Here is a 13,875-nt window from a genome sequence, read left to right on the forward strand (position 1 = left end):
TATTTCTATGCGCCAACTCGTACTCGATACCGAAACCACCGGCCTCAACGCCCGCACGGGCGACCGCATTATCGAAATCGGCTGCGTCGAGCTGATTAATCGACGGCTCACCGGCAATAACCTGCACTTCTACGTGAATCCGGGACGCGACAGCGATCCGGGCGCGCTCGCGGTGCACGGCCTGACCACGGAATTTCTCAGCGACAAACCCAAGTTCGCCGATATCGCCGCGGAGTTGCGCGACTTCATCGCGGGCGCGGAGCTGATCATCCACAACGCGCCGTTCGACGTCGGTTTCATGGACGTCGAGTTCGGTCTGGTCGGCATGCCTTGCGTGAAGGAAGTGTGCGGCGGCGTGATCGACACGCTCGTGCAGGCGAAGCAGATGTTCCCCGGCAAGCGTAATTCACTCGATGCCTTGTGCGATCGCTTTGATGTCAGCAATGCGCATCGGACGTTGCATGGCGCCCTGCTCGACTCTGAGCTCCTTGCAGAAGTCTATTTGGCGATGACGCGCGGCCAGGAAAGCCTGGTGATCGACATGCTCGGCGAAACGCCAGTGGCCGGTACCGGTCATGCACCGCGTATTGCGCTTGATGATTTGCAGTTGCCGGTGCTGGTGGCATCGGAGGAAGAACTGAGCGCGCATCTCGCCGTCCTTGACGATCTCGACAAGGCGGTCAAGGGAACAAGCGTGTGGCGGGTCGAGACGGCGATCGCAGCCGAGGTGCCGGCGGCGTCCTGATCCAGGCAATCAAATTATTGAAGCGCTCAAAGATTCACTTTACGAACCAGCCAAGCTCTGACATAATCCAAAGCTCTTCGGGTGGTTAGCTCAGCGGTAGAGCACTGCCTTCACACGGCAGGGGTCACAGGTTCAATCCCTGTACCACCCACCAGTATGTCCGGAGAGCCTTGCCGTATAAGGCTCTCCGAGTTTGGGTCACGGCTTCGGGCAGGTTTCTTTGCACAGTGCATTGGAGCCTTCATCGTGAAACCCAGAATCGACCTTCGGGCTGCCATGGCCCGCGTCAGTGAGCGCCAGGCCACCGACATGACGTTCAAGGAATTGGCCGACGCCTACTGCACGGTTCAATTCGATGGCGCCGAGCTCCGACTACGAGAGTGGACGGAGGCTTTCGGTCAGCCGCATGGTCACTCACCACCCGCGATATTTCCCTCGCCGCCGAAGCGCTGCTTCAGTCCGGTCAATACAAACCCTCCACCATCAATCGCGACACCAGCCAGATCGGTACCGTCTACAAGTGGGTGATCCGCCGCCATCTTGCGCCGGTCGGGTTCACCTCCCCTACCCTCGGTCTGATGCGATTCGAGGAAGGCATCCGCCGCGTCGAGCTCCCGGAGAAGGAAGTCATCGCCCTCCTCAAGGGCGCATATGCGTACCCTGACCGCCGGTTTGCCGTCTATGTCCGCCTGCTGCTCGAAAGCGGCGGACGACGTGGCGAGGTCCGTGAACGACGCTGGAAGGATGTTGATCTGGATGCCCGCGTGATCACGGTCATGGAGACCAAGACCGACAAGCCGCGACAAATATTTTTCAGCGAGGAATCCGCCGTCCTGATGCGTCGTGTCTGGCCAAAGCGTGACCCCGAAGCCCTGCTGTTCGCGGGTAAGGTTCCCGGGCAGCCCGTGAATTACCGCGTGTCATGGGAAAAGCTCACCCAGGCGATCGGACGCCCCGATCTCCATCAACATGATCTACGACACCACCGCGCCGCCGAGCTCCTCCGCTCGGGCGTCACGATTGCCATCGCCTCGCAGGTCCTCGGCCATAGCTCGCTGATCCTGCAGCGCCGCTATGGCCACCTTGAATCGAAAACGCTGCGCGAAGCGACTGAACTGTCCTGGACGAGGCACGCAGCCGGACATTCGTCCGCCTGACGTGACACAGCCCCCCGGTGTCTTTGCCGGGGGCGCTCCCGTTCATACCTAGACCCATTTGCATCACCACTGCAAACCATTTACAAAAAAATTTTCTTCCCCAATCCGGCCTGTTTGCGCAATTGGTCCATTCAGGCAAATGGATCACGGAGTCTCATCGGATATCACGGAAAATCCCCTGTTCACTCCCGTGATCGCATATCGCCCAGTTTTACGCAATAACCTTCCTTTGCACGATTTTCCGCCTGTTTGCCATACCGATTTATCGTGACTAGATTGAAATGGCCACCTGCCCGAAGCCCGTGGAGAAAACAACCATGCAATCGACGATCACAAACTGGAAAACCGCCAGCGCGGTCTGGCGAGACTTCGCACGCGCCCATCCTGAACTGGGTTATGACGGCGGCGCGAATTCATGGATTCATTTTCAGCGCCGCCACGGACAACATCTAAAAGGACTCGACGTTATCCGTCAGACCGGCACCCACCGCCCCATGATTGCGGATACGGATCGATTCGAGCGCATCGTATTTGATTTGCTCACACTCACGCGCGTGCCCTAATCCCGGCCCGCAGTCACAAACGCGACCATGGCATCGCCCATGATCTCGTCCCAGGAGTTTCCGTCCAGGACACTCTGAAGATTCTGATTCGCCAATTGAAACTGAAGCGCTACGGTTGTCAAAGCGCGGATGAAACCATCCCGGGCCACCTGCGCCTGCTCAAAGCATCGATCCAGTCGCTCCAGCGAGGGTGGATGTGACTTTACCTTGCTATCTTTTCCTTGAGGCTCTTCCAGAAACTGCATGGAGAGAAGGGCTACCGCCATGCCAAGTTGCCTCTTGAATCGCATGTCGCTATTTTGCTCCCCGGAAAATATCCAGTCTGTCGCCGCAGCGTCCGCGTCAATCTCCTCTTGCGTCGAATAAACCGTTTCTATTCCATGTCGCAAACGGATGTGGGCAATTTCATGATGAATAATCCAGGCAATTGCGCACAAGAAAACTTCGCTAACCATAAGCTCGACGCTATCATTAGCAGGAGATTGTTCCGGCCTTGGCGCATCCTCCGGCCAGGGAGATCGGTCACCACGCAGCATTCGGCCATGCGCCCAATTCAACAAATCGACCGCCTGGGATACACATTGTGATTCTTTAAAATCGAAAGTGCTTTTCTGGCCTCTTTGAGCGGCCTGATACTCTTCGACGAGCATCAGAATCATGAGTGAAAAGCACCAGAGGTATTCCAACGAGAATACAGGAAGCGTCGCCTCCTTCGTGTCGATATTCACCCGGATGGAAAATCCATCATCATCAGATATCGCCAGGCCAAATCCCACGAGCATCGGATCATCCCTTAATTGCGCCTCCTTTTCCGGTGCAATTTTAAATGGAGCGGCTGCGATAGCCTCACCAAGAAGAACGATAGGAGAAGATACAGGAGTAGTCATATGCCTGTGTTCAAATGGACGTCACACGAAATTATGGCTCATCAATTTAAAGAATGAGGCCGTGGCAAAACGCAACTCAATCCGGGGACAGGCATCCCCCTCACGCCTCTTCATCACCCAGGCCACCCAGCTCACGCTCGATCTGTTCGATACTCGGCAGACTGGCCTGCAACTCGACGGGCAAATCCTGTAGCAACTTGAATTCGGCAATACCCATTGGCTGACTCTTGTCGCTCAGTGCGTATTCGGCCACCAGCTTGTTCTTGCCCTTGCACAACAGCAGACCGATGCTGCGGTTGTCATGCTCGCCCTTGACCTGCCTGTCCACAGCGGTCAGATAAAAACCCAGTTGCCCCAGGTGTTCTGGCTTGAATTCTCCGGCCTTCAGCTCAATCACCACGTAGCATCGCAACTTCACGTGATAGAACAGCAGGTCGATGAAGAACTCATCGCCGCCCACATTCAACAACACCTGACGACCCACGAAGGCAAATCCCGCGCCCAGCTCCAGCAGGAATTCCGTAACATGCCGGACCAGCGCGTGTTCGATATCGCGCTCCAACGCCTCCTCGCCCAAGCCGAGAAAATCGAAACGGTACGGATCTTTCAAGGATTCGCGCGCCAGATCGGACTGCGGCGCAGGCAGCGTGGCCGGAAAGTTGGTGACGGCCTGGCCGCTGCGCTCCAGCAGGCGGCTTTCGATCTGCATCACGAGCACGTTGCGCGACCAGCCATGCTCGATGGCCTTGGCCGCGTACCAGCGCCGGGTCTCGGCGCCGGGCAGTTTATCCAGCAGGGCTAGTTGGTGGTACCAGGGCAATTGTGCAAGCACCGCTTGCACAAATTCAGCGTCCGGCCAGGCCTCGGCAAAAGCACGCATATATTTGAGGTTGCGCGGCGACAGCCCTTTCATGTCCGGGAAGGCACGACGCAGGTCATCCGCTAACCGGTCAATGACCTTCGCCCCCCACCCCTGCTCAGCCTGCCGCTGCAGAATGTCACGGCCAAGCCCCCAATACAGCAGCACCAGCTCGCGGTTGACTGCCAGCGACGCACGCTGCCGCGCAGCGTGGATGCGGGTTTTCAGCTCTGCCAACCAGTCGGCATAGCCTTCCGGCGAAGGCGTCAGGGACGCCGGTTTGTCGCTCATGCAGTTTCTCCACGCCCAGGCACGGCGATTTTCCTCCCGCTCACTCCCCGCTCAATCGCTAACAAGAATGAAGAGGCCGCCTGAAGCCTCGCTCTCCGCGAGGTGGTCATGTTCGTATCGTCAGCGATACCGTCTGGTCGACTGCGCAGTGGCTGCGCTAGGAGAGCCGGCCATTCTTTGCTGGCCGGGAGATTTTCCGACCGCCACATCATTTTATCGGACTTCTCGCCCTACACCAGCCTGACTACGATGCGACGGGCAGGATCGAGTACGGCACGACAACCGAATTCCTCGAGTACGTTACGCCTACGGGCATACCGCCCCGCCGAACAGCAGTCTATGATTGGGGCGATCGACAAGAAAAAGGCATCGGAGAAATGGTACGGGTCAGAGTCGCACCAGAAGTGTTTGCCGCAGCGCATGAAGCGGCGCAGCAGGTACTCCAGGGAAGCGCAAGGCTGACCGATATGCAGAAAAATCTTGCGACTCGGTATGACATTGCCGAACGCACCGCGAGTGGATACATCGGCTGCTTTCTCGCCATGCGTCGGGGCAGGACATTCAAGACCATCGTCAGCGCGGATGGCCTTCGGTTCATGCTTGCCCGCATAGCCGAAGGCGGCCTTGGCGATCTGATGATCGCCCTGCAATCGGTCATGAATCACATCACGTATCTGCAAGGCATAACCGGCAACGAACCAGGTCTGCGCCGCGTTCACGCAGAATTTGTAGACAGGCTTCGCGAAATGGCGAGAAACGCTGGCGAACGCACTGGGAGAGCGCGGCGTGACCGTCTCTGGGCGAGACACACTTTGCATCTGGCTTCCGGTAGCCGACCAGCAGTTCGCGCTTGTCACGCTCGCTGCGCGCGGAATCGCTGTTCAGCCGGGCTCGAGGTTTCAGGTAGCACCGCGACCACACATCCGGGTCGCGACCAGCTTCAAGATGGACCAGGTGGATGCGATTGCCGATGCGCTTGCGCAGGCAGCTGGCACCTTTGACGATGCGAGATCGCGCGGCTGAAAATGTTCGAGTCGCCATCGTTCTCTCGGGATTGTTCGGCAGACAACGACCTCCTAAGCGTTTTCGATAGCCGGGCATTGCGATATGTTGATCTCGTATTTCCGGACTTCTCCGGCTGTCAGCCTGACTAAATGGTCCGGCCAGTTCCAGTCCCAAGGCGTAAACGCCAGATTGAAAAGCTCGCCAGATGCCAAACGTAGGCAGTTCGCTGCGAAGAACCGAGGTCCGCGTTCGGGTACCTCCAAGCAGCGCCGGGTCACTTACGTTGATACTAGCGATGGGAAGGCCTGGTCTTCACCGGCACTGCTTCGTAGCTGTCCTTGAAGTCATCTCGAAGCCTTTTGTTGTCCGCATTGAGCGCGAGACTCATGTTGCCCGAAATCTCCGTGTCCTCACTGGTGAAGCGATATCCGAAGTTGATGTGATAGAAAATCGCATGTGGTGTGGGGCGGAATCCCCAATTTTCGACACCGTCGTTGACACGAAACGTCTCGTGAAATACCCGCACCTCCTACAGCGCTCCTTGCGGCTCGCCTTCCACTCGGGGTGTAGCAATTGGAGCGGGTCCTACAGAAGGCGTTTAGCTGGGCTCTCTGCCTTGATCGATTGAAATGTCCCCGGGAACGTATAAGTTTTTAACCACTCGGCAAATGGGTAGCTAGGCTCGATTTTCCGACATGAAAGCCCTTGAATGCCTTATCTGCAAAGGATCAACCACCTCAGTCCGCGACAGTACGACATTGCGTCTGTCTTGCGCTATACTTGTGCCAGTCCTGCGCGAAGCGGACCCTTCACACGGCAGGGGTCGCAGGTTCAATCCCTGTACCACCCACCAGGATTTCGCGGTTGAGTTTGCATCGCGTTGAAAAAGGCTCTCAGGCAATTGCTTGAGGGCCTTTTTCTTTTCTGGCAGCAGAGCCTAACTCGCACAACGCCATTTGGCGTAACAGCGGCGCAGTCGAAAATAGCCCCAGACACAAAAGCAACCAATGTCGTCTGGAGCATCGAATGGCGGACATCTGGAAACGCGGCAACGACTGGCGCGCATACATCAGGCGGCAGGCTCACCCCCCAGCAGAATCGCAGTTTCGACACCCGAGCCGAAGCCGAGGCTTGGGGCTCGGGGCATTGAATGCGAGATGGATCGCGGCTTCTTCGTCGACCGAATCGAGGACGAGCTCAACACCTTCGGCGATCTCCTGAAGCGTTATGCCGAGGAAGTCTCGCCGCACAAAAAAGGCGGTGCCGGAGAAATCCTACGCATCCGCAAACTGCGCACGCAATCGCTGGCCGAGTACAAGGTTGCGGCGCTGACAAGCAAAGTCACGACGGCCACCTCACGTGAGAAGAAAGCGTTGTGACCAGGATGCGCCGGCAGCTCACATAAGGAGTCGCATCCGCTACACACGGATGCGCTCGACCTCGTCGAGGCTGATGTCATCTCGGCGCCGATCATAAAGCTGCGTCGTGCGTGTCGACGCGTGGTTCGCCATTGCCGCGGCATTCTCTAGCGTGCCGCCGTTTTTCAGATAGGCGGTGATACCGGTCGCGCGAAACGTATGGTTGCCGATCTTCGTGGCTATGCCAGCGGCGATCGCGCGACGCCGCACCATCGCATAGGCGTTCGCCTGCGGCAGCGGCGTGTCACTCAACTGCCCGGTGCCACGCTGGATCGTGCGAAACAGTGGCCCTTTAGGATCGCCGCCAATCCCGGTGCCGTCGAGGTACGCGTGCAGATACGCATCAAGCGTGTGGTGACACGGCATTTCATGACGCTTGCGACCTCTTTCGTGCAGTCGTACCCATAGCCGCCGGTTTTGCACGTACACGTCTTCCACCCGCATCGTGACGGCCGCGCCGATTCGCGCGAACGAAAACACCATCAACCCGATCAACGCGCGGTCTCGCAACCCGATTGGCGTCGTGATGTCGATGCTGTCGAGCAGCTGCCGCGCTTCTACAGGGTCCAGCACCGGCGTCTTACCTTGGCGCGCGGTGTGACTCGGCCCCCGCACCGTGGCAGCCGGATTGTGCGGCACGACCTGGCCGGTCACCAGCCAGTCAAAGAGGTGCCGGATTGCGGCCAAGTGCTGCTTGACCGTCGGCGCCGACAACGTCTGCGTCTGCAACTCGATCCAGGCGGCCACATGCAGCGGTTGCACGGCCGTGATCGAGACCACGCCGGCCTGCGCGCACCAGGTCAGGAATTCGCCCACCGCGTGCGCATACGCTCGCCGCGTGTTCGGGTTGCGAATGGTCGATGCGAAAAACTCAAGAAAGCGGCCGCTCGCCCGCTCACCGGCATCGATCACCAGCGCCGGCAGCGGAGGGGATGATCGAACCGCGAGCGCGGTCTCAGACATGGTCGGTCGCGGGCTTTTCGTGCCGTTCCGTGACCGCCACCGTCAGATTTAAAAGCCCGTACAGTTCACCCGCACTGCTCGCCTCAACTTCAACGTCGCCCATTGTCAGGCGCAACGTGCGCCCGGCTCGACCTTGCAGCCAGGCGCCGGTCGCCGCGGTGAGCGTGGACCCGGCGACGGGCGTGCACGGGACCATGAATTCGCCAACGAAGCCGTCACCCCCGTCCGCGTGGGCCGCCGTGAAAGTGACCGCGTCAATCTTGCCACCCTCGGCACGGGCGAGGCTATAGAACTGCCGCAGCTCGCGCTGGTATCCGGGACTGAAGGACGCCTCATCGTCGGGTGCGCGCACCAGAGTCAAACGCAGGGTGTCCGGGGTCGGCATGGCGGCTCCTGATATATGTGATAAAGGACATTATCATATATATAAACTTTGGGTTTGGCCGTGCTAGCCGGCTTGTGGGTAAAGATGAGAGCGGGAGTGTTGACGCAATAAAATCTTATTGCTAAGAATTTATTGCACTAAGTTTTTATTGTGCTAAGATTTCTTTGTGACAATAGCTACCAAGGGCTTTACCATGGACAACATTGCCGGCTCACCCGTGGAAGGTGAGAACTTCTTTGGTCGCGACGCGGATGTGGCGCACCTACGGGAAATCCTCCGCAACGACGATGTCCTACTGCTAGGCCCCCGTCGCATCGGAAAAACTTCCATTGCTCGAGCGGTTATGGCCAAGGTCCGTGAGGAAGGGTGGCGCGCAGTCGAAATCAACGTTGCTTCGTGCCTCGATGAGCGGGGATTTCTCGACAAGCTGGATACGGCGCTCAGGCCGCACCTAGCATCATTCCCGGCAAAGACCAAGGCGGCTATCGCAGGCGCGATTGCGGCAATCAGTGGACGCATCAAGTCAGTCAAGATCCCGGTACCTGGCGCCGGGTCGCTTGGCGTGGAACTGGGTAGCGGCACGGCTGAAGAGTGGACGGCTGTCGCATGTGAAGTGCTGAGCCTGCTCGCAAAGGCGGAAGAGCCTTGGCTCATATATGTTGACGAGCTGCCAATATTCCTATTCCACATCATTAACAGCGACCCCATAACCGGTGTGGACCGCGTACGCCACTTCCTCAACTGGTTTCGTAACGACGTACGCGCCCTGCCCGATTCAAAACAATTCCGCTGGCTGGTATCGGGATCCGTAGGTCTCGACACGCTGGTTCAGCAGCACAAGATGGCTGACACCATCAACAGCTTGAGCCATCAAACTCTGGAAGCATTTGAGGATGATGTGGCCGTCGCCCTGCTTTCTAGTCTGTCCAGCAGCTACCAGATCAAGCTTGCCGAGAAGGACGTCAAAGAAATTGTCGCAGCGGTGCAATGGCCGCAGCCCTACTATTTGCAAACTGTGTTTTCCCATTTGCGCGGTCTCATTTCAGCACATCCCGAGGCAAGCCATGCCAGCTTAGTAGTGCAGGCCATAGATAAACTGATGCGACCTGGCATGGATAATGAATTTCACCACTGGGAGACGCGCCTCTACCAACAGTTGCCCAAAGATGACGCCAACCATGCGCGAGCCTTGCTAGCCATGGCTTGCCGAGATCCTGCTGGGGCGCGACCGGAAGCCCTTTTGGCGCACTTGACCGAGCGGATGCCTAACGCCTCGCTAGATGACGTACGGAACACTTTCGTTTCTCTACGCGACATCCTGCAGAGGGACGCCTACTGGAGGTCGGATGAAACCACCGGCATCAAGCGTTATCGTTTTCAACTTGAACCCCTGAGACGGTGGTGGGCGCGGAGGAATGAGCCGTGAAGCCTTTATTTGCCCATCACCACTACAACCCGGACTGGCTGAGCGACGACGACCTTCTTGCGAATTTCGTCGCACGTCAGAGTGACTTTTCTTTTCTGCGGGATGAGCTGGCCCGCATGCCGCTAATTGGCAGCGTTCAGCACTATCTTTTGGTTGGCGTGCGTGGCTCTGGCAAGACCACGTTGCTCAAGCGCCTAGCTGTCGCTATTCGTCGTGATACGGATCTTCAGGACCACCTAATCGCTCTGTCTTTCCCAGAAGAGTTATACCAAGTCAAAAGCCTCGCCGATTTCTGGTGGGCTGCATGTGAATCATTGTCTGATGAACTCGATCAACTGGAGCTGGTCGACGAGTCAGATCGCCTGATTACCGCGATCGATAAGACCAAAAATGCCAGGATTGATACGGACTCTCAGTCCGACGCAGGTCTGAAGCTGCTGCTCGATACTTGCGAGTATTTAAAGCGGCGCCCAGTCCTTCTAGTGGACAACCTGGACATGGTTTTTCAGCGTATCGACAAGACTGGTCGCAAGCTGAAGAACCCGCACTCACCAGCCTACTGGGCAATGCGCGAAGCTCTGTCTACCACCGTTTCGCCTATTGTCATAGGCGGTTCAGTGAGGCTTTCTGAGCCGTTTACAGACTACGACAAAGCATTCTACGACTTCTTTTTACCTAAGCGTCTAGGCAAGATCGATCTCGACCAAGTGCGTCGAGTGCTGGAACGCTTGGCAGACGTCCACGGCGTCCCCAATGTAAAGCAACGGCTGCAGGCTCGTCCCAGCCGCATTGAAGCGCTGTTTGAATTAACCGGTGGCAATCTACGGGCGCTTGGCCTCATTTTTGAACTGCTGCGACAAGGTCCCAATGGTCGCGCCATCGAGGATTTCGAGCGTTTGATGGACATCACCACGCCCTACTATAAGGCTCGTTTCGAGGATCTGTCAGAACAGGCCCAAGTGGTGATGCACGCATTGGCTGTGCGTCGCCCAGGAGAAGGCGGCTTGCGATTCGGTCATACCGCCGCTGAAATTGGCGCTCACGCGGGGCTACCCACTGGCACTATATCTGCACAACTGGACATTCTTGAGCGTGAAGGTCTGGTGGAGAAATCTGCGGCCCATGGCCGAACTCAATACCGTATCGCCGAACAGCTGTTCCGTCTCTGGCTGCAATTGCGCGGTACCCGCCGCATCCGCCAAAATGTAATCGGCCTCGCCGAGTTCCTCGAAGCCATGTTTGATCTCGATGAGCTACAGGCCACCCTGCAAGACAACAGCGACACGAGTGCCTTGGCCGACGCGCAATTTGCCTTTGCCGTCGCCGACACACAATATGCAGCTCCGTTGCGGCAAGAGCTTGAGGCTCACGGCACGGACCTCCTGTTTCAACACGTCGAGGCTCAGGATGGGAACGTCGACGACTACCTCTCGTCCGGCGACATACCCGAAGATCTGGAAGCAGTTGTACACATGCGTGATCAACTGCGGCGGTGCGATGGAGCTGGTCTAACCAACGAGTATCAGGAGGCCATACTCGGCTCCATAGAACTGCACCTCAATCAAAAACAGGCCAGTGTGAAAGCGCTTTGCGCATCGGACACGGCGCCGGAAGAAGCCGCCCGCCTCTGCTTGCTTCTCGATGGGGAGCGTCGGCGTTTGCAACGCTATGGACTGCACGAGGCTGATATGGCTCTGTTGTTCAGACAACGGGCACGAGGCAAGCTGTCACTGCCGAGCCTAACTCCGCGTGAAGCCGAGGCTACGTGCGTCACAGTAAAAGATAAAGCTGCTTTCCGTGCGATGGTATGGCGTTTGGTCGGTGCGTGGTCTTTGGTCAAATTTTCCAGCGATGACGCTGCCAAAGATTGGCTGAACTGGGGACTGAAGTATGCGGGGAACGCAAATTCCACCGAATGGGCCAATGTGGCAGGGGCCATGCGCCGCTCCAATCGGTGGTCCCGAGCAAAGCAAGTTCTGGATCATGCCATTTCCATCGGTACGTCCTCGCGAACATGGTATGAACAGGGTGCTTTTGAAAGATTTAATGGAAATCTGAAAGAGGCCGAGGCATCCTTGCGAAAAGCTATCGAGCTTGATCCGACGGATGGTTGCCCTTGGAACGGTCTGGGCATCCTGCTGGCCAGCACGCTGAAGCGCTTCGAGGAAGCCGAGGCAGCTTACCGCAAGGCAATTGAACTCGATCCGACCTACGCGTGGCCCTGGGCCAATCTGGGCAACCTGCTGGCCGACGAGCTGAAGCGCTTCGAGGAAGCCGAAGCGGCCTACCGCAAGGCAATTGAACTCGATCCGGCCAATGCCCGGCCCTGGCTCAATCTAGGCAGGTTGCTGGCCAATAAGGTGAAGCGCTTCGGGGAAGCCGAAGCGGCCTACCGCAAGGCGATTGAACTCGATCCGGCCTACGCGTGGACCTGGAACAACCTGGGCGCCCTGCTGGCCAGTAAGCTGAAGCGCTTCGAGGAAGCCGAGGCAGCTTACCGCAAGGCAATTGAACTCGATCCGACCTACGGGTTGCCCTGGGCCAATCTGGGCAGCCTGCTGGCCGACGAGCTGAAGCGCTTCGAGGAAGCCGAAGCGGCCTACCGCAAGGCGATTGAACTCGATCCGGCCAATGCCCGGCCCTGGGCCAACCTAGGCAGGTTGCTGGCCAATAAGGTGAAGCGCTTCGAGGAAGCCGAGGCAGCTTACCGCAAGGCAATTGAACTCGATCCGACCTACGCGTGGCCCTGGAACAACCTGGGCAACCTGCTGGCCAACAGGCTGAAGCGCTTCGAGGAAGCCGAGGCAGCTTACCGCAAGGCGATTGAACTCGATCCGGCCTACGCGTGGTCCTGGAACAACCTGGGCGCCCTGCTGGCCAGTAAGCTGAAGCGCTTCGAGGAAGCCGAGGCAGCTTACCGCAAGGCAATTGAACTCGATCCGACCTACGGGTTGCCCTGGGCCAATCTGGGCAACCTGCTGGCCAACGAGCTGAAGCGCTTCGAGGAAGCCGAAGCGGCCTACCGCAAGGCGATTGAACTCGATCCGGCCTACGCCCGGCCCTGGGCCAACCTGGGCAGGTTGCTGGCCAATAAGGTGAAGCGCTTCGAGGAAGCCGAAGCAGCTTACCGCAAGGCAATTGAACTCGATCCGACCTACGCGTGGCCCTGGGCCAATCTGGGCAACCTGCTGGCCGACGAGCTGAAGCGCTTCGAGGAAGCCGAAGCGGCCTACCGCAAGGCAATTGAACTCGATCCGGCCAATGCCCGGCCTTGGCTCAATCTAGGCAGGTTGCTGGCCAACAAGGTGAAGCGCCTCGAGGAAGCCGAGGCAGCTTACCGCAAGGCAATTGAACTCGATCCCGAAAATGCGGTGCCATGGGTCAATTTGGGCGGGCTCATGGAAAAGCAGAATCGTGAGGACGAAGCGTCAATCGCGTATGCGCGAGGAGCGGAGCTTGATGTGGAATTTTCCTCGTATTTTCGAGGGTTTCGCGTGAACCTTCAAACACGACGTTGCGTCAACGAGATCAAGAATTTGCTTAAGTCCGGCGATATGGGCACCGTTCGTGGCGCCCATGTCCGCTTGCCTGTTGATTCAATTGACATCGCTGCCGCTCTGGTTAGCAAGCAATTCATTGAAGACTTTTTAGTCCTAATGCTTGCTGATAGCCGACAAGCCACAGAAGTGTTGAACGCGATGCGCGATCTAGGCTATGACAAGCATGCCCGTCCACTGTTGCTGGCCTTTGAGGCGGCAAAGGATGATCGCCCAGAGATGCTGGATGAGCTTGAGCCTGAAATCCAAGGTGCTGCAAAACGCATGTTCGAGAGGTTAAAGTGTCCAAACGGGTTTAAAAACAAAAAACAAGGCTAGTGCTAGTTATAGTTAGGTCAACCCGACAAGAAGCGGAAGTTCGAACATTCCGCTTTTTTTGCAACGTCTTGGCACGGACGGAGTTGACATAAAAGGTGCTTCTCGCACTGCCCTTCTGACGCACGTTGCCTGCCTCTTCCGGATACGGCGCGCCTCACGTGGGCCGCGCTGAAAAAACTGATTCTGATGGAGCTATTTCCGCCAATGTCCCGGTTTGTGGCTCCGGGCTGCGTACGCCGAGCAGATCCTGCTGCCCGGGCTGGCCGTGGCGGGTGATTGCAACCTTTTGAAAAAAAGTCCT

At 57.6% G+C, this 13,875-nt stretch carries 13 protein-coding genes and 1 tRNA gene; 7 read left to right on the forward strand and 7 right to left on the reverse strand.

Annotated elements, in window-relative coordinates; genetic code table 11:
- Positions 1-7: 7 nt before the first annotated feature.
- The 4 genes from dnaQ to EOS_RS00795 all read left to right on the forward strand — a co-directional run bounded on the left by dnaQ (position 8) and on the right by EOS_RS00795 (position 2,465).
- The gene (gene dnaQ / locus EOS_RS00780; RefSeq protein ID WP_047844698.1) at positions 8-745 is read left to right on the forward strand and encodes a DNA polymerase III subunit epsilon; all 738 of its coding nucleotides are present in this window, start codon (positions 8-10) and stop codon (positions 743-745) included.
- A 79-nt stretch (positions 746-824) separates the two neighbouring features.
- Positions 825-899: transfer RNA gene (locus EOS_RS00785), tRNA-Val, on the forward strand.
- Positions 900-1,125: 226 nt separating this feature from the next.
- Positions 1,126-1,902 carry a tyrosine-type recombinase/integrase gene (locus EOS_RS00790; protein ID WP_047844699.1) on the forward strand — a complete coding sequence of 259 codons (777 nt, stop codon included), beginning with the start codon at positions 1,126-1,128 and terminating at the stop codon, positions 1,900-1,902.
- 317 nt (positions 1,903-2,219) lie between these two features.
- The gene (locus EOS_RS00795; RefSeq protein WP_047844700.1) at positions 2,220-2,465 is read left to right on the forward strand and encodes a hypothetical protein; all 246 of its coding nucleotides are present in this window, start codon (positions 2,220-2,222) and stop codon (positions 2,463-2,465) included.
- Here EOS_RS00795 and EOS_RS00800 read toward each other — a convergent pair.
- The 5 genes from EOS_RS00800 to EOS_RS00820 form a co-directional block, all read right to left on the reverse strand.
- Positions 2,462-3,352, reverse strand: a complete 891-nt coding sequence (locus tag EOS_RS00800; protein ID WP_082163170.1) for a phage exclusion protein Lit family protein — start codon at positions 3,350-3,352, stop codon at positions 2,462-2,464. The two genes, EOS_RS00795 and EOS_RS00800, sit on opposite strands and share 4 nt — an antisense overlap.
- A gap of 100 nt (positions 3,353-3,452) precedes the next feature.
- Positions 3,453-4,502, reverse strand: a complete 1,050-nt coding sequence (locus EOS_RS00805; protein WP_047844702.1) for a PDDEXK nuclease domain-containing protein — start codon at positions 4,500-4,502, stop codon at positions 3,453-3,455.
- Between the two features lie 230 nt (positions 4,503-4,732).
- On the reverse strand, positions 4,733-5,221 hold the full coding sequence (locus EOS_RS00810; protein ID WP_047844703.1) for a hypothetical protein: 489 nt from the start codon (positions 5,219-5,221) through the stop codon (positions 4,733-4,735).
- The gene (locus EOS_RS46895) at positions 5,169-5,543 is read right to left on the reverse strand and encodes a hypothetical protein (protein WP_160312451.1); all 375 of its coding nucleotides are present in this window, start codon (positions 5,541-5,543) and stop codon (positions 5,169-5,171) included. The genes EOS_RS00810 and EOS_RS46895 overlap by 53 nt, the downstream gene beginning before the upstream one ends.
- Positions 5,544-5,796: 253 nt before the next feature.
- Entirely contained in the window at positions 5,797-6,033 is a 237-nt protein-coding gene (locus EOS_RS00820; protein WP_047844705.1) for a DUF4432 family protein, read from the reverse strand.
- A 631-nt stretch (positions 6,034-6,664) separates the two neighbouring features.
- Between EOS_RS00820 and EOS_RS00825 the strand changes: the two genes are divergently transcribed.
- Complete coding sequence (locus EOS_RS00825; protein ID WP_047844706.1) at positions 6,665-6,886, forward strand: hypothetical protein; 222 nt, start codon at positions 6,665-6,667, stop codon at positions 6,884-6,886.
- A gap of 39 nt (positions 6,887-6,925) precedes the next feature.
- On the opposite strand, the gene EOS_RS00830 is transcribed toward EOS_RS00825, so the two are convergent.
- Positions 6,926-7,888 carry a tyrosine-type recombinase/integrase gene (locus EOS_RS00830; protein WP_047844707.1) on the reverse strand — a complete coding sequence of 321 codons (963 nt, stop codon included), beginning with the start codon at positions 7,886-7,888 and terminating at the stop codon, positions 6,926-6,928.
- Complete coding sequence (locus tag EOS_RS00835) at positions 7,881-8,273, reverse strand: hypothetical protein (RefSeq protein ID WP_047844708.1); 393 nt, start codon at positions 8,271-8,273, stop codon at positions 7,881-7,883. The genes EOS_RS00830 and EOS_RS00835 overlap by 8 nt, the downstream gene beginning before the upstream one ends.
- 193 nt (positions 8,274-8,466) lie before the next feature.
- Here EOS_RS00835 and EOS_RS00840 point away from each other — a divergent pair, with 193 nt between their 5' ends.
- Both EOS_RS00840 and EOS_RS43380 read left to right on the forward strand, forming a co-directional pair.
- Positions 8,467-9,699: an ATP-binding protein gene (locus EOS_RS00840; RefSeq protein WP_152693057.1), complete on the forward strand. Its 1,233-nt coding sequence runs from the start codon at positions 8,467-8,469 to the stop codon at positions 9,697-9,699.
- The gene (locus EOS_RS43380; RefSeq protein ID WP_053063713.1) at positions 9,696-13,574 is read left to right on the forward strand and encodes a tetratricopeptide repeat protein; all 3,879 of its coding nucleotides are present in this window, start codon (positions 9,696-9,698) and stop codon (positions 13,572-13,574) included. Before EOS_RS00840 ends, EOS_RS43380 begins: the two co-directional genes overlap by 4 nt.
- The last annotated feature ends 301 nt before the right edge of the window (positions 13,575-13,875 follow it).

This window comes from Caballeronia mineralivorans PML1(12), assembly GCF_001028175.1.
GTDB classification, from domain to species: domain Bacteria; phylum Pseudomonadota; class Gammaproteobacteria; order Burkholderiales; family Burkholderiaceae; genus Caballeronia; species Caballeronia mineralivorans.

Coding starts and splice junctions, on each gene's coding strand:
- EOS_RS00795 (WP_047844700.1), top strand. CDS start 2,220: ATGCAATCGACGATCACAAACTGGAAAACCGCCAGCGCGGTCTGGCGA.
- EOS_RS00840 (WP_152693057.1), top strand. CDS start 8,467: ATGGACAACATTGCCGGCTCACCCGTGGAAGGTGAGAACTTCTTTGGT.
- EOS_RS00800 (WP_082163170.1), bottom strand. CDS start 3,352: ATGACTACTCCTGTATCTTCTCCTATCGTTCTTCTTGGTGAGGCTATC.
- EOS_RS00825 (WP_047844706.1), top strand. CDS start 6,665: ATGGATCGCGGCTTCTTCGTCGACCGAATCGAGGACGAGCTCAACACC.
- EOS_RS00835 (WP_047844708.1), bottom strand. CDS start 8,273: ATGCCGACCCCGGACACCCTGCGTTTGACTCTGGTGCGCGCACCCGAC.
- EOS_RS00805 (WP_047844702.1), bottom strand. CDS start 4,502: ATGAGCGACAAACCGGCGTCCCTGACGCCTTCGCCGGAAGGCTATGCC.
- dnaQ (WP_047844698.1), top strand. CDS start 8: ATGCGCCAACTCGTACTCGATACCGAAACCACCGGCCTCAACGCCCGC.
- EOS_RS00830 (WP_047844707.1), bottom strand. CDS start 7,888: ATGTCTGAGACCGCGCTCGCGGTTCGATCATCCCCTCCGCTGCCGGCG.
- EOS_RS46895 (WP_160312451.1), bottom strand. CDS start 5,543: ATGGCGACTCGAACATTTTCAGCCGCGCGATCTCGCATCGTCAAAGGT.